General features: G+C 65.8%; 16 protein-coding genes. 11 read left to right on the forward strand and 5 right to left on the reverse strand.

The genetic code is table 11. The features are described 5' to 3' along the window. Positions 1-9: 9 nt before the first annotated feature. Both HNE04_RS20185 and HNE04_RS20190 read right to left on the reverse strand, forming a co-directional pair. Entirely contained in the window at positions 10-1,011 is a 1,002-nt protein-coding gene (locus tag HNE04_RS20185) for a tripartite tricarboxylate transporter substrate-binding protein (RefSeq protein WP_172223205.1), read from the reverse strand. 3 nt (positions 1,012-1,014) lie between these two features. After that, on the reverse strand, positions 1,015-2,445 hold the full coding sequence (locus tag HNE04_RS20190; protein WP_172223207.1) for an amidase: 1,431 nt from the start codon (positions 2,443-2,445) through the stop codon (positions 1,015-1,017). A 78-nt stretch (positions 2,446-2,523) separates the two neighbouring features. On the opposite strand from HNE04_RS20190, the gene HNE04_RS20195 reads away from it, so the two are divergent. Together HNE04_RS20195 and HNE04_RS20200 are read left to right on the forward strand one after the other, a co-directional pair. Next, positions 2,524-3,411 carry a LysR family transcriptional regulator gene (locus HNE04_RS20195; protein WP_172223210.1) on the forward strand — a complete coding sequence of 296 codons (888 nt, stop codon included), beginning with the start codon at positions 2,524-2,526 and terminating at the stop codon, positions 3,409-3,411. Between the two features lie 53 nt (positions 3,412-3,464). Continuing rightward, positions 3,465-3,905 carry a CBS domain-containing protein gene (locus tag HNE04_RS20200; protein WP_172223212.1) on the forward strand — a complete coding sequence of 147 codons (441 nt, stop codon included), beginning with the start codon at positions 3,465-3,467 and terminating at the stop codon, positions 3,903-3,905. Between the two features lie 295 nt (positions 3,906-4,200). Here HNE04_RS20200 and HNE04_RS20205 read toward each other — a convergent pair whose 3' ends face one another. From HNE04_RS20205 to HNE04_RS20215, 3 genes are all read right to left on the reverse strand, one after another. Further along, positions 4,201-4,938 carry an IclR family transcriptional regulator gene (locus tag HNE04_RS20205; RefSeq protein ID WP_172223215.1) on the reverse strand — a complete coding sequence of 246 codons (738 nt, stop codon included), beginning with the start codon at positions 4,936-4,938 and terminating at the stop codon, positions 4,201-4,203. Further along, positions 4,935-5,222 carry an acetyl-CoA hydrolase/transferase C-terminal domain-containing protein gene (locus HNE04_RS28440; RefSeq protein ID WP_328700372.1) on the reverse strand — a complete coding sequence of 96 codons (288 nt, stop codon included), beginning with the start codon at positions 5,220-5,222 and terminating at the stop codon, positions 4,935-4,937. Before HNE04_RS28440 ends, HNE04_RS20205 begins: the two co-directional genes overlap by 4 nt. Before the next feature lie 295 nt (positions 5,223-5,517). Beyond that, positions 5,518-6,630 carry an NUDIX domain-containing protein gene (locus tag HNE04_RS20215; RefSeq protein ID WP_172223217.1) on the reverse strand — a complete coding sequence of 371 codons (1,113 nt, stop codon included), beginning with the start codon at positions 6,628-6,630 and terminating at the stop codon, positions 5,518-5,520. Positions 6,631-6,809: 179 nt separating this feature from the next. On the opposite strand from HNE04_RS20215, the gene HNE04_RS20220 reads away from it, so the two are divergent. From HNE04_RS20220 to HNE04_RS20260, 9 genes are all read left to right on the forward strand, one after another. Continuing rightward, positions 6,810-7,631 carry a phytanoyl-CoA dioxygenase family protein gene (locus HNE04_RS20220; protein ID WP_172223220.1) on the forward strand — a complete coding sequence of 274 codons (822 nt, stop codon included), beginning with the start codon at positions 6,810-6,812 and terminating at the stop codon, positions 7,629-7,631. A 348-nt stretch (positions 7,632-7,979) separates the two neighbouring features. Further along, positions 7,980-8,240, forward strand: coding sequence for a phosphopantetheine-binding protein (locus HNE04_RS20225; RefSeq protein WP_328700373.1), 261 nt, complete (start codon positions 7,980-7,982; stop codon positions 8,238-8,240). A gap of 16 nt (positions 8,241-8,256) precedes the next feature. Next, positions 8,257-8,661: a COG4648 family protein gene (locus HNE04_RS20230; protein WP_172223225.1), complete on the forward strand. Its 405-nt coding sequence runs from the start codon at positions 8,257-8,259 to the stop codon at positions 8,659-8,661. Positions 8,662-8,668: 7 nt separating this feature from the next. Next, positions 8,669-10,063 carry an AMP-binding protein gene (locus tag HNE04_RS20235; RefSeq protein WP_172223228.1) on the forward strand — a complete coding sequence of 465 codons (1,395 nt, stop codon included), beginning with the start codon at positions 8,669-8,671 and terminating at the stop codon, positions 10,061-10,063. Further along, on the forward strand, positions 10,050-10,370 hold the full coding sequence (locus HNE04_RS20240) for a hypothetical protein (protein WP_172223231.1): 321 nt from the start codon (positions 10,050-10,052) through the stop codon (positions 10,368-10,370). The genes HNE04_RS20235 and HNE04_RS20240 overlap by 14 nt, the downstream gene beginning before the upstream one ends. Then, positions 10,367-11,257, forward strand: a complete 891-nt coding sequence (locus HNE04_RS20245) for an LpxL/LpxP family acyltransferase (RefSeq protein WP_172223234.1) — start codon at positions 10,367-10,369, stop codon at positions 11,255-11,257. The genes HNE04_RS20240 and HNE04_RS20245 overlap by 4 nt, the downstream gene beginning before the upstream one ends. Further along, the gene (locus HNE04_RS20250; RefSeq protein ID WP_172223237.1) at positions 11,254-11,832 is read left to right on the forward strand and encodes a LolA-related protein; all 579 of its coding nucleotides are present in this window, start codon (positions 11,254-11,256) and stop codon (positions 11,830-11,832) included. The genes HNE04_RS20245 and HNE04_RS20250 overlap by 4 nt, the downstream gene beginning before the upstream one ends. A gap of 26 nt (positions 11,833-11,858) precedes the next feature. After that, the gene (locus tag HNE04_RS20255) at positions 11,859-12,947 is read left to right on the forward strand and encodes an SAM-dependent methyltransferase (protein WP_172223239.1); all 1,089 of its coding nucleotides are present in this window, start codon (positions 11,859-11,861) and stop codon (positions 12,945-12,947) included. 10 nt (positions 12,948-12,957) lie between these two features. Beyond that, positions 12,958-14,130, forward strand: a complete 1,173-nt coding sequence (locus tag HNE04_RS20260; protein ID WP_328700374.1) for a beta-ketoacyl-ACP synthase — start codon at positions 12,958-12,960, stop codon at positions 14,128-14,130. Positions 14,131-14,158 lie beyond the last annotated feature (28 nt).

Here is a 14,158-nt window from a genome sequence, read left to right on the forward strand (position 1 = left end):
CTTCGTCTCTCACTCTTCGCTCTTGAATCCGGATGCCTCGACGATGGGGCGCCAGAACGTGCGCTCGGCACGCAGCACCTTCCCCGCCGTCGCACCGTCCCAACCGGTCGGCTCGAGCCCCGCACGCGTGAGTTGAGCCTGGACGTGCGGCTGACTGACGGCCGCGATGAAGGCGCGCTCCAGCCGCTGGACTACCGCGGGTGGCGTGCCTGCGGGAACATAGGCGCCGTACCAGGCGTTGGCATGATCGAACCCATCGATCCCGGCTTCCTTCAGGGTGGGCACGTCGGGCAGCGCACGGTTGCGGCGCGTGCCTGAGACTCCAAGGATGCGAACCCTGCCGGCGCGGTGCAGTTCAAGCTGGCTCGCCAACGCGTCGGTGCCGATCGGAACATGGCCGCCAACGAGGTCCGTCGCCAGCGGCGCACCGCCCTTGTAGGAAACCGGATTCAGCGGCACGCCGATCGTCTTGGACATGGCGAGAATCGAGAAGTGCAGGAGGCCTCCGAGCGACGTCAACCCGACTGCGCCGCGGTCCGGGTGGGCGCGCACCCAGGCGACGTACTGGCCGATGTTCTGGTACGGGCTGCTCGAGCTGGTCGATACGACCGTGGGGACATTCACGAGGTGCGCCACGGGAACGAAGTCGCGTTCGACGTCGTAGTCGAGACGCTTGTAGGTCATCGGGAAAATGATGAATGGGGCGCTCGAAGCGAGCAGCACCGTCTTGCCGTCGGCGGGTGCGCGCTTCGCGAGATCGATGGAGATGCGCGTCGAGGCGCCGGGCTTGTTCTCGACCAGTACCGTCTCACCTGTCGTTGTTCGCAGCTGCTCCGCCAGGGCACGCGCCAGGGTATCGAGCGGACCACCGGGCGGGAAACCGACGATCAGCTTCAGTGGCGCCTTCGCGTCGGCGCCGCCCGCTGGAGCCTGGGCATGTGCATGCACCAGGCCCAACATGAGAGCAGCCACGGTGGCTGCCCGGACAATCTGCTTGCGTACAGTCTTCATTGCTCACCTCAAGTCGGGTCTATGGGAGAGAAGTGCTTGCGACTCTTCGAGGCGCGAAGCGGCGTGCAGGAGGTCCGCCTCGCGCCGGAAGCGGCCGACCAGCTGAATGCCGATGGGGAGCCCGCCGGCGCCGAAACCGCAAGGGAGCGTCACGGCAGGATGGCCCGTCAGGTTGAACGGCATGGTCCAGGGGAACCAGTTCGCACGGACTTCAGGGAATTTCTCCCCGTCGATCTCGATCGTGCCGAACAGGTCCTGGTCGATGGGAAGCGCGGTGCGCGACAGCGTGGGCATCGCGAGCAGATCGTTTTCGCGCAGCAGCGACTGGACGTGCCGGAACAGCCGGGTGCGGTCGAACATCGCCTGCTGGTAGTCGACGCCGCTCACGTGGGCAGCCAGTTCCAGTTGCTGAAGCAGTGACGGGCTCATGTCGCCGGGGCGCTCGCGCGCCATGGAGCTGAACCTTGCGAGCCATACGGTGTGGTTGATGGTCCGCCACAGCTGCTCGATGTCGAAGTCGACAGTTTCCGGCATCTCCGCCAGCTCCGCACCCAGCGAGCGCAAGTGACCCAGCGCCGATTCGAATGCGGAAACGACTTCCAGCGATACAGGGCGACCCTTCAGCGCCTTGGCAAACAGAATGCGCTTGCCGCGCAAGTCATCTGTCGCACCCGCTGCCATGGAGTAGTCCGGCACCGGTACGTCCATCGACCACGGATCTGACGGATCAGCGCCGGCCAGCGCCTGCAGCATGAGCGCCGTGTCGGCAACGGTGCGCGTCATCGGCGTCACGTAGGTGAGATTGCCGAAGGCATCGTCCACCTGGCTGTGCGGGACGGTTCCCATGCTTTGCTTGAGGCCGACCACGCCATTGCACGCCGCAGGAATGCGTGTCGAGCCGCCGCCATCGGTGGCTATGCCGATCGGTGCGATGCCGGCTGCCACGGCCACGGCCGCACCTCCGCTGGAGCCGCCGCTCGTGTGCGCAGCGCTCCACGCGTTGCGCGTGCGGCCGAAGAGGGGAGCGTCGGTCAGGCACTTCGCCCCGAACTCGGACGTGGTCGTCTTCCCGATGAGAATGGCGCCCTGGCGGCGCAGGCGCGCCACTGCTTCAGCGTCTTCCGAAGGAACGTTCTTCTCGTAGAACAGCGAGCCGAAGGTGGTGCGCACCCCGCGCGTGTTGACCAAGTCCTTGCACGTGTACGGAATCCCGTGCAGCAGCCCAAGTGGTTCTCCGCGCATCACGGCGCGTTCGGCAGCACGTGCTTCCTGGATCGCTTCTTCGCCGCAGATGGTGATGAAGCAGTTGAGTTCAGGCTGCAGCCGCTGCGCACGGTCGAGCACCGCTGTCGTCACTTCCACGGGGGACACCTCGCGCCGCGCGATCCGTTCACGCAGCGCGGTGGCTGTCATCAGGCAAAGTTCGTCGTTCATGCTTGACAGATTGGCACGCGGCGCCCTGGGCGTCCAATATCCATTTACGACCGACCCATACGAGATTAGTATGGGTGGATGGATCTCAAGAGCCTTCGCTATTTCGTCGCGGTGGCTGAAGCCCGCAGCGTCGGCAAGGCGGCATTGCACCTGCACATGGCGCAGCCTCCGCTATCCGTGCAGATCCGCAACCTGGAAGCGCGCCTGGGCACTGCGCTATTTCGCCGCGACTCGGACGGGATGCAGCTGACCGAGGCGGGCCGGGCGCTGTTCTCTCGTGCCAAGGAAGCGCTTGCGCTCGCACACGACGGATTCGAAGCGGCCAAAGCGGTGGCAGCCGGGCGGCGCGGGCGATTGACGGTGGGCTACATGTTCGCGCTCGGTTACGCCGTGCTGCCCCGGCTGGTGCCGGAGCTGAGGCGCACGCTTCCCGACGTCGAGCTGCAGTTTGTGGAGATGAGCGCGCTCACGTATGAAGGGTTGATCAGCGATTTCAAGGTCACAGTCGGGCTCTGCATGCCGCCGCTGCTGCGCGAAGGAATTGTGTCGGCGCCGGTTGGCAACCAGCCGCTCCTGCTGGCCATGCCCACCCGGGCCGCCATGGCACGCCACGCTGCGGTACCGGTGCAGAAGCTGCAGGGCATCAAGCTCATTGGGCTACCGAGTCTGAAGAGCGAGAACGCCGCGGACGCTTCACCCGTCGCGGCGCTGCTGAGGCGAAACCAGGTCACTGTGCAGATCGTTGAGCGCGTCGAAACCGTTCATTCGGCACTGGCCCTGGTGCTGGCAGGCGAAGGATTCGCCATCGTGCCGGCCTGCGCAGCGGTCGGTAGTCCTCCTGGACTGGTGTTCCGGCCCCTGGAAGGTGAAAATGAGGGGATCGATGTCGCGGTGTGTTGGCGACGTGATCTGGACAGTCCACTGATCAAGCCGTTCATTGCCGCTGTGCGCTCGGCGATGAAATGACAGGCGCGCGCCGCAGGCTATGAATTCCTGCCCGCTTTTTGGGGAAACGAACTATGAAGACCGTGGCGGAGCTTCTCAAGGCGAAAGGCGATGGGACGGTTCACACCGTCGAGCACACGGCCTCTGTGTTCGACGCCGTCAAGCTGATGGCTGAGAAGAACATCGGTGCGCTCCTCGTCCTGGAGCAAGGCCGGATCGTCGGCATGATCACCGAGCGCGACTATGCGCGCAAGGTCGTTCTGATGGCGCGCTCCTCAAAGGACACGCCACTGCGCGAGATCATGACAACGTCGGTCATCTACGTGCGCCCCGACCAGAGCAGCGAGGAGTGCATGGCACTGATGACCGAAAACCGGGTGCGGCATCTGCCGGTTATCGAGGACGGCAGGCTGACCGGCCTGCTGTCGATCGGGGATCTGGTCAAGAGCATCATCTCGGAGCAGAAGTTCATCATCGAACAGCTGCAGCACTACATCTCCGGACAGCGCGGCTGATTTTTCCGACGGTGGTCGCCGAGGACTTGGCGGCCGGTCGCCTGCGGCGTCATCAAATCGTCGCGAACATTTCGTCCGGCTTGACGATCTCGCACTGGCTAAGGAAATGACATCCTGATGTGAAATTCCTCGTAGACGGCCTTCACCTGTTCAGGAGCCATTTCTGGCCTGAGAAGCGGCACGTGTGGCTAAGGACCTTTGTCTGTTGAGTTGCTGCGGCTTTCGGCAGGCCATTTGAAAACAGCATTATCCCGCCGGGAAAGCACGGGATACCTTTACAAAACGCTCGCGGCTGTCAGGCGGAGGCTCCCAAGTGCCGCTCGATCTCGCTCTTCATCGCTGCCGCCAAGTCCGCAATGCGCGCGCTCACGCGGAACATCGGCCCGGCCAGCAGCAGGGCGAATTGGCGATGCGGCATCTTCAGGGGCAGCGCCACACCGCCTAAGTCCGGCGTGAACTCGGCGTTGCCCTCGAACCAGCCGCGCTCCAGCGAGCGCTGGATTTCCTTTTCGACCGCCTCCACGCTCATGAGCGTGGAGGCCGTATAGCGCTCGAAGTTCGCCCGCCGCAGCACGGCCGAACGATCGGCAGGCGTCATCTGCGACAGCAGGGCGCGGCCGGTGGCCGTCACATGCAGCGGGACCAGCTTGCCTGGGGAGGCGGTATAGCGGATGGCATGGGGCGATTCCACGACATCCAGGAACACTGCGTACGCGCTGCTCGCGGCGGCCAGCGCCGCCGTCTCGCCCGTGCGCTCGACGAGGGCGCGCAGCAGTTCGCGCAGCTGCTCGGGGATGGGCTCCGCGCTTTCGATCTGCTGCAGCAGCGAGAACCAGAGCGGCGAGGGATAGTAGCCACCGCGGGTTCGCGGCTCGTAGAGGAATCCGCGTGCCGCCAGCGTACCCAGGAGGTTGAAGGTGCTCGATCGCGGCCACTCGAGCAGTTTCGAAACCTCCGCAAGCGTTGCCGGCCGCTGGTGTTTGGCAAAGAACTCGAGCAAGTCGAGCACGTTCGCCGCTTGTTTGACATTCACGGGTTATCTCTTGCGTACAGCTCGCGCGCTGCGCGCGCCAGCGCTTCTCGATGGCTGGGCGCAGCCAGGTCGATCATCGCGCGCACCCGCTGCTGCAGGTCCATGCCGCGCAGCCGCACGGCGCCGTGCTCGGTGGCGATGCTGTCCACATCGGCGCGCGCCGTCGTGACCGGGCCGCCCAGCTTGGCGACAATGCGCGATACCGTGCCGCCCTTGGCCGCACTCGGGAAGGCGATGATCGACGCGCCGCCCGGTGACTGGCCCGCGGCCCGCTCGTAGTCCACCGGCCGTTCTCGTCGGGCGGGCTCACTTGCACGAACGCCACGTCGCAGCCGATCGCGCCGCTTTCGATGAACGCCGGAATCTGCGAGGCATGCGCCGGTACGACGCGCATCTGCCCGGCCTTGATCAGGCGGCGGTTGGTCCCGACACCGCCGACGGTGCGCAGGCCGAGCTCGCCGCGCTGTTCTACGAGCTTTTCGGTCGGCGTCTGCGGCTCGGCCGTTCCCTGCGCAACGAGGATATGGTCGCCCTTGCGGATCCATTCACGCAGGTCGAGGCGGGAGGGGTCGACGCGGATCATTTCAGGTGGCGGCGCAGGAAGCCGCGGCGAGGTGCGACGACGAATGCGGCACCGATGCGCAGCCGCAGCTGTTCAGCGGCTGCCATTTGTTCTTCATCATCGCAAATGACGGCGGTCAACGGGCCCGCCAGCGCGGCGACGATCGCGTCGAGGTGGGCCGGGTCGGCGCTGGCCGGACCGACGACCACGCATTCTTCGGCTCCCACTACATAGGTGTTCTCGCCATTCGCCGCCGTCATGCGGCACAGCGTCGGAGAGAGCCGGACCGGAACGTCGACACGCGGCTCGTACCACGCGGTGCCCTTGCCTTCGGGGTCGAGCAGGCCGATTTCGTCCCACGCCGCTTCATGCGGCAGGACGGGACGCGGCCCGGACGCGCCAGTGGCCAGGCGCGGCAGCACGCGCACGACTTCGCGCGGTGACCGCGCCCATTCGACGAGCGCTGCCGTGTCCGCGAACTGCGAGAGAAGTTCCAGCACGGCACGCGTCGGCGTCATCAGGCGCCGGGTGTTCTCGGGTGCGAGGGCCGCCGAAGGACGGATCCAGATGTGGTCGAGCGTTTCCTCGCGGTCGTGTGCGCTCACCTGTCCCCGCGGAACGACGGCCACGAAGAAGCGGGTGTCGAACCGCTTGGCGCGCCCCAGCGGGGTCAGCCAGTGCGCCACATAGAACAGCTGGTCCGCGGCGAGGCGCAGCTTCAGCTCGCTGCAGGCTTCGGCCATCGAGGCGTTGCCGGATTGAAGGGCAGGGCGCAGGTCGAGCAGGCGCACGCCGGCGTCGCTCTCCAGTTGCACGGGTTGGCCCATGTTGTCCGTAGCGAAGAGCAGGCCCGCTTCCTCCAGGCATTCGCGAATCGCGGCCACGTAGTACGCGAGCCCGCCCCGATCAACACCGAGCGTGGCGTTCGCCTGTTCGTCCGACAGGCCGGTGACGGGTACCTCGGCGTCGGAGGCATCGATCAGCCCGCCGGGGAACACCCAGGCGCCGCTGTTGTGGTCGCCGCGTTCGGCGCGCTGCAGTAGCAGCGTCTCGAGGCCGGCGGGTCCGTCGCGGACCACCGCGACGGTGCTCGCGTTGCGAGGCGTGGATTTGTCCATGGTAGTGGACAAATCGTGCCTGTATGTGATCACAAAGTCAATTTCAGCGTACGCCTCGATGAGCATCGCGAGCTGATTACGCCCTGTAGGACAGACGCTCATTCTGAGTAAAGCACTACGCGCGCGGACCACCGCCGGATCAAAATTCAAGGCGTGCACCAGGCTTTGTTCGGGGCGGGACGATGACAATTGTGCTCACATCAGATGCGATTCGCGAGTTCTGGGACCAGGGCTTCCTGGTCATTCCCCAAATCTGCACGCCGCAGGAGGTCGATCGGCTGTGCGACGTCTATGACCGCTTGTTTGCGCAGCGGGTTGGCTGGCAGAAGGGAGATTTTTTCGATTTTGCCGGACCGGACACCCCCGAAAGCCCTCCGGTTCTGCCCCAGTTGCTGGACCCATCCCGGTACGAGCCATCCCTGAAGAAGATCGCTTTCCGCACCAATGCCCTCGCGATTGCCAGGCAGCTGCTGGGCCCTTCGGCAGAGCTCGTGTTCGAGCATGCGATGCTGAAACCACCCAGGATAGGTGCGGAGACGCCTTGGCATCAAGACGAAGCTTTCTATCCGATCTACACCAACTACCAGTCGATCACGTTCTGGATGCCGTTGCAGCCGGTCGATCGCTTGAACGGTTGCATGGAATTCATCGCCGGCAGTCACGCGGGGCCCGTGTTGCCACACCGGCGCATCAACAACGATCCGCGGCTGCATGGGCTGGAGGTGTATGGTGCGGATGTCAGCCAGGCCGTCTCCTGCCCCCTGCCGGCGGGCGGAGCCACCGTGCATCATTGCCGAACCCTGCATCACGCCGGCCCGAATCTGTCGGAAGGGCCGCGCCGGGCCTATTCACTTGGCTTCGGCGTGCGCTCGCGGGCGTTCACGTTGCGCACCGAATTTCCGTGGAACGCCGTGCGAACCAGTGCGAGGGACCAGAGAGCGGATGAGGCCCAGGGCGCGATCCGGCGCTACATGAGCCATCTGCGAAAGACCGCCAGGGCCATCCTTCGATAACTGCGTTCGATAACCGCGGCATATCTGCGCGACGGCCCACCCGGCGATGCCGGACTGTTGTTTATTGACGCGCACCTGTGACATATTCACGACAAACCGCTTGAGTAGAATTGCCTTGCCCCGGGACAGGCACCACATCAAGTGGTCTGGGTGTTCGCAGGCTGTGGCAAAGCAGTACCAATCCACCAGTCCTTTTCAATTCCTGGAGGAAATTCATATGCGCTTTCAGCTCAAACTCGTCGAGAACGGCGACATCCACAAGAACTACAACGGCTGGATCCAGAACTTGACTCGCGGCATCAACGCCCCGCTGTCCGCATCATGAGCATGAGTCTGGGTGAGCCTGTAGTGTCAGCAAGGGACCTCGCCGCTTTGGTGGTCGAGGGGCTGCATCTCGAGGATGTGAATCCGGACGAGGTGGACCTGCTGGCGCCGCTTTTTGGCGGCGGGCTCGACCTGGACTCCCTGGACATGCTGGAGATTTCGCTCATCATCCAGCAGCGCTACGGCGTCAAGCTGAAGGCGGACGACCCCGACAACGAAACCATCTTCGCTTCACTGCAGAGCCTGGCCGAGCACATCGGCAAGACTCTGGCCGCGCAGCGTTGATTCGCGCGTGGAATGGATGCAGTCGCTTCATGACGGCGTCCTGTGGCGCGCCATTTCCTTCCTGATGCTCGGCTGGCTGGCCGTGTTCTTCGGCCGCACCCTGCGCCCCGGCCAGGTGCCTCTCATCGAACGGATTGCCCGCGTCAGTGACCCGGCGATGACCTTGCCGCTGCGCCGGTACACGCGGCGGCTCACGGCGGTCTGGTGCGGCTATTTCGTGGTCGCCGCACTGCTCTCGGTTTCCATCGGGCATGCACTTCCGGGGGCAGGCGCGTTGGTATTGCTGGGCAGTGCAGTGCTTTTCGTGGGCGAGCATTGGCTGCGTCCACACCTCTTCCCCGGCCAGGCCTTCCCCGGCCTGATCCAGCAACTTCGCGATACCTGGAGCGTCTGGCATCCCCGCAAACGGATGCCCGATTGACGCCAACATGCTGTCCCTGAACGAGACCCCGCTGCTGGCGGCCGCCGCGCACCTGGACCGGCCGGCCGTCATCTGCGACGGCGGCGACTGGACCTGGCGCGACGTGCACGCCGCCGCGCTGGCTTTGGCGCAGCGCCTCGACGACGGGTCCACGGTATGTAATCTGTGCAACTCGCGCGTCGGCTTTCTCGTGACCTGGCTGGCCGCGTTGCGGCGCGGCTGCCTGCAGCTGCTGCCGCCCTCGGGCGGCCACGCCGACCTGGTCGCCATTCTCAAGTCCGTGGCCGATCCGGTGATCGTGGTGGACGATGCCAAGCTGCTTCAGCCGCATTGGGCCGAGCATGCACGCTGCCTGGTCCATTTGCCGCAAGCGAAAACTTCTGCGGAACCGGACGCTGCACTGGCCTGGAACCCGGACCTGGACTCGCCCTTGCTGCGCCTGTACACCTCGGGCAGCACCGGCACGCCGGAGCCCCAGATCAAGACGCTGGGCCAGTTCGCCCGGGGAGCGCAGGTGCTGGCGACGCGCCTCGACCAGGACGTGGAGGGCGGCCTGGCAGCTTTGGGGCAAATCATTTGCAGCGTGCCGCCGCAGCACATGTTCGGGGTCGAAACATCCGTCATGCTTTCGCTGGTGGCGGCGGTCCCGGTGGTGGACCGGCGGCCACTCCTGCCCGCCGATGTGCACGCCGCGTTCGAGCGTTGCGTCGGCGATGCGGCCTGGATCGCGACACCGCTGCATCTGCGGGCGCTGGCGCAGTCGGGCATGGCGGTGCCCCACTGCCGCCTTGTGCTGGTGTCCACCATGCCGCTTGCGCCGGCGCTGGCCGCGCAAGCCGAATCCCTGGCCCGCGCGCCGGTGCTCGAGATTTACGGGTCCACCGAAACCGGCGTGGTCGCCATGAGGCGCGGCGCGCGCGATCCGCGCTGGCGCCCGGTGCACGGAGTGCGACTCGAATCCGAGGGCACGGGCACCCGCGTCTGGGGCACGCACTTCACGTCTCCGCAGATGTTGGCGGACCAGGTCGAACTGGATGCGCAAGGTGGCTTCGATCTGATCGGCCGCCATGGCGATCTGATCAAGATAGCCGGCAGGCGCGCATCGCTGGCAGGGCTGAATCTGTTGCTCCAGGACCTGCCCGGTCTCGCCGACGGGGTGCTCTACCTTCCCGCGACCGGCGCGCCCACCGAACGCCTGGTCCTCATTCACGCGGGCCCGCCGCTGGACCGTGCGGCGACGGAGGCGTGGTTGCGCGAGCGCATGGACCCGGTGTTCCTGCCCAGGACCATCATCCGCGTGGACCGCCTGCCACGCACGGAGAGCGGCAAACTGCCGCGCGCGGCACTGGACCAGATTTACGCGGACCGGTCGCCGAAGAGGAAGCTGCATGAGCCGCGTTGAATTCGGTTTTCTCGTGGCGGCGGATCACCTGTCCTTGCCAGGGCATTTTCCCGGCAACCCCATCGTGCCGGGCGTGCTGCTGCTCGATCAAGTGATGCACGGGTTGAAAGTAGAGACCGGGCTGCGGTTCTCGCGCCTGCAGCGGGTCAAGTTCACCTCTGCGTTGCTGCCCGGGGAGCAGGCGCAGGCCGTCTGCGAAATCGACGGTTCCCGTGCTTCATTCCGCGTCTCGACGCAGCGGAACGGGGCTGCGGTAGCCGTCGCCGAAGGCGTGGGCAGCTTGTCAGCGCAAGGCTCACCCGCATGAAACTCTGGACCGACAAGGCCGAGCGGGGCAGCGCCTGGCTGATCCAGCTGATCGTCTGGCTCGCGCGCTCGGCGGGCCGCCCTCTGTGCCGCGCCCTGCTGTACCCCATCGTCCTGTATTTCGTGCTGACCGATCGCACGGCGCGGCGCGCGTCAGCTGAATTCCTGCAGGCGGTGCACGGCCGGCCCGCCCGTTGGCGCGAGGTTTTTGCGCATTTCCATAGCTTCGCCGGCACCTTGCTGGACCGCGTCTACATGGCGGCGGGCGAGTTCGACCGTTTCGAAGTGACCATCGAAGGCCTCCCGCTCGTGGACCGCCTGTTGCAAACCGGCAAAGGCTGCCTGCTGCTGGGTTCGCATCTGGGTAGTTTCGATCTGATGATGCTGACGCAACGGGCGATGGATGGGCGGCCGATCAGCATCATGATGCGCGTGGACCCCCGCTCGAAAGTTCGGCGCATTGCCGGCATCGATGACGGCGGCCCGAGTTTCATCCCGCTCGGCCGGCCCGAGAGTTACTTGCGGGCTCACGAGGCACTGACGCGTGGCGAGATCATTGCACTGCTGGCCGATCGCGCTGACGGTGCGGCAGCCTGCCTGCCCGCGCGTTTTCTGGAAAAAACTGTCGCGATGCCAATCGCACCCCACGTGCTGGCCGCGCGCAGCAGCGCGCCGGTGCTCATGTGCTTCGGCCTCTACGAGGGCGGCAATCGCTACCGCATCGAGTTCGTCGAATTCGGCTCCGCCGCGCCAGCCGCGAGCCGGGGAGCGGCGCTGCAGCCGGTGGTCGACCGCTATGCGGGCCTGCTGGAACAGTACGCGCGGCGGTATCCTCTGAACTGGTTCAATTTCTATCCCTACTGGGCTTCCGCGGAGGGCGGCGCATGATCAAGACCTTGCTGCGCAGGATCGGACTCGGGCTGGGGTTGGCATGGGTCTGTGCTGCTGCCATCGGCGCCGATGTGCTGACGGTGGCGGAGCTGCAGCGGCTGTTGCAGTCTTCGCCGAGATCCGCTGTGGCGTACCAGGAGTTGCGCGAGTCGCCATGGCTTGCCGCGCCGATGACGTCGCGCGGCATCATGCATTCCACGCCGCAATCCCTGGAAAAGCGCGTCGAAACCCCCCGCCAGGAGACCTGGCGGCTGTTGCCCGATCGCGTCGAATGGGTTGGCGCCGGTGCGACGGGACGCAAGCAAATCATGTTCAGCGATGCACCGGCGCTGGCCATGCTGTCGGACGTGATGCGCCGCGTCGTCGCGGGCGACATCGTGGCGCTGGAGCGTGACTTCAAGATCGAGCTGCGCGGCGACGAGCGGGCGTGGACCGCACAGCTGCAGCCGCGCAAGCCCGAGATCGCGCGCCAGCTCGAGTCCGTTGAACTGCAAGGCACCGGCGCCCGCCTGCAGGTCATCATCGTCGCAGAGCGCCAGGGCGAGCGCACGACCACACGGCTTCAACCCTGAGCCACCTTCAATAACCAAAGGCACCGATGTACGACAAAGATCCGTTGAGCGCGCTTGAGGCTGTTACCGCAGCCCAGTGGCTGGCGTTCGCCCCGCTGGCTTTCCAGGCGACGGCCGTCATGCGCGACCGCGGCGTGCTCGCTGCGCTCGCCAAGACCGCCCCGGCCCAGGGCTGCTCGATCGACGAGGTGGCGGCGACCACGGGCTTGTCGGTTTACGCCGTGCGCGTGCTGCTGGAGGCGGGCCTCGGGCTGCACATCGTCTGGCGGCGTGACGGCCTCTACTTCCTCGGCAAGCTCGGTCACTTCCTGCTCGACGATGAGATGACCCGCGTCAATTTCGATTTCACGCGAGACGTTTGCTACCAGGCCGCCGCTCACCTCGATGAGTCATTGAGCGAGGGCCGGCCGGCGGGCCTCAAGGAACTCGGGCCCTGGGGCACGCTGTACCAAGGGCTGTCGGTGATGCCCGAGCCGGCGGGCCGCAGCTGGCACGCCTTCGACCACTTCTATTCGGACCGGGCCTTTCCCGCGCTGTGCGAGCGCATGGGCGCCAACCCGCCCGCGCGCCTTCTCGATATTGGCTGTAACACCGGAAAATGGGCGCAGCTGTGCCTCTCCCGCTTGCCGTCTCTGCAAGTCGGGCTGGTGGATCTGCCGCCACAGCTGGAGCGGGCCCATGCGCGGCTGGCGGAAGCTGGCGTGGCCGATCGCGTGCGGCTGCATCCCACGGACCTGCTCGCATCCGATGCGTTGCTGCCAACGGGGTACGACCTGATCTGGATGAGCCAATTCCTGGATTGCTTCGCGGAGGACCAGATCGTGGATATCCTGCGCAAAGTCCGAGCGTCGCTGGCACCGGAAGGACGGGTCTGGATCGTCGAACTTTTCTGGGACCGGCAGCGTTTCGAAGCCGCGGCCTTGAGCCTGCAACAGACCTCGCTTTACTTCAGCTGCGTTGCCAACGGCAATAGCCAGATGTACGATTCACCGTTGTTTTTTGACTTGGTGAAGCGCGCAGGCCTGGAAATTTCTGCCGTGACCGACGGCATCGGCGGCTACCACACGCTGCTCGAATGCCGCCCCGCTGCCTCATCATCTGGCACCAGCTTGTAAACGAAAACGCGTGCTCGGAATCTCGTCAACCACCGTTGTTCACTCCGCAGGCCACAGCGCCATGGCGCTGTGGGATTCGGTTGCGCGCGGCCACACCGGGCTGCAGCGCAACAACCTCGCCTGGTGCGAGCTCCCCTGCTGGATCGGCCAGGTTCCGGACGTGGACGAGGTCCGCTTGCCTGCCCACTTGCAGCCATGGGATTGCCGCAACCACCGGCTGGCATGGATGGCGCTGCAGGACACCGCCTTCCGGCGGGCGCTCTCCTCCGCGGTTGCGAAGCACGGAGCCCATCGCATCGGACTGGTGCTGGGCACCAGCACATCGGGCATCCGCGATACCGAACTCGCGTATGCGCAACGCCGTGAAGCCGGCCGATGGCCGGCGGACTTCGACTATCGCCGAACCCACGCGGTGGACGGGCTGTGCCGCTTCAGCGCCGAAGTGCTCGGATTGCAAGGCCCCATGGTGGTGATCTCCACCGCCTGCTCGTCGAGCGCCAAGGTGTTCCTCACCGCGCAGCGCTGGATCGATGCGGGCCTGATCGATGCCGCCGTGGTGGGCGGAGTGGACAGCCTCTGCCTCTCCACGCTGCACGGCTTCGACGCCTTGCAGTTGCTGTCGCAAGACATCTGCCGCCCCTTCGACGCCGCCCGCAACGGCATCTCGATCGGCGAGGCGGCGGGTTTCGTGCTGCTCGAGCGGTCGCCGGCGGCGGTTTGCTTCGCCGGCGGCGGCGAGTCCAGCGACGCATGGCACATGTCCACGCCCCACCCGGAAGGCGAGGGCGCGCAGGCGGCGATGCGCATGGCGCTTGCCGCCGCAGCACTCGCCCCGCAGGACATCGGCTACGTCAATGCGCATGGCACGGCCACGCCGGCCAATGATCGCTCCGAGGCGGCTGCTCTGTCCGCCGTGTTCGGGCCGGCGGGTGTGCCGGTGTCCTCCACGAAGGGAGTCACGGGCCACACCCTGGGTGCCGCAGGCATCGTCGAAGCCATCGTGACGGTGCAGGCCCTGGAGCGGCAGGCGCTGCCACCCACCGCCAACTGGCAGACCCAGGATCCGGCGCTGCCGCTCGATCTGGTCACCCAGCCCGGCGCGGCAAAGTTGCGCCACGCCATGAGCAACAACTTCGGATTCGGCGGCAGCAATTGCTCGCTGGTCTTCAGCCTGTCGGAGTGACGTGGTCAGCCTTCGTTTCAACCTACAC

Origin of the sequence: Caenimonas soli (genome assembly GCF_013155545.1) — a bacterium.
Taxonomy (GTDB): Bacteria; Pseudomonadota; Gammaproteobacteria; order Burkholderiales; family Burkholderiaceae_C; genus Ramlibacter; species Ramlibacter soli.

Bases quoted from the DNA above. Each gene is read 5' to 3' on its own strand.
- HNE04_RS20185 (WP_172223205.1), bottom strand. From the start codon at position 1,011: ATGAAGACTGTACGCAAGCAGATTGTCCGGGCAGCCACCGTGGCTGCT.
- HNE04_RS20190 (WP_172223207.1), bottom strand. From the start codon at position 2,445: ATGAACGACGAACTTTGCCTGATGACAGCCACCGCGCTGCGTGAACGG.
- HNE04_RS20195 (WP_172223210.1), top strand. From the start codon at position 2,524: ATGGATCTCAAGAGCCTTCGCTATTTCGTCGCGGTGGCTGAAGCCCGC.
- HNE04_RS20200 (WP_172223212.1), top strand. From the start codon at position 3,465: ATGAAGACCGTGGCGGAGCTTCTCAAGGCGAAAGGCGATGGGACGGTT.
- HNE04_RS20230 (WP_172223225.1), top strand. From the start codon at position 8,257: ATGCAGTCGCTTCATGACGGCGTCCTGTGGCGCGCCATTTCCTTCCTG.
- HNE04_RS20235 (WP_172223228.1), top strand. From the start codon at position 8,669: ATGCTGTCCCTGAACGAGACCCCGCTGCTGGCGGCCGCCGCGCACCTG.
- HNE04_RS20240 (WP_172223231.1), top strand. From the start codon at position 10,050: ATGAGCCGCGTTGAATTCGGTTTTCTCGTGGCGGCGGATCACCTGTCC.
- HNE04_RS20245 (WP_172223234.1), top strand. From the start codon at position 10,367: ATGAAACTCTGGACCGACAAGGCCGAGCGGGGCAGCGCCTGGCTGATC.
- HNE04_RS20250 (WP_172223237.1), top strand. From the start codon at position 11,254: ATGATCAAGACCTTGCTGCGCAGGATCGGACTCGGGCTGGGGTTGGCA.
- HNE04_RS20255 (WP_172223239.1), top strand. From the start codon at position 11,859: ATGTACGACAAAGATCCGTTGAGCGCGCTTGAGGCTGTTACCGCAGCC.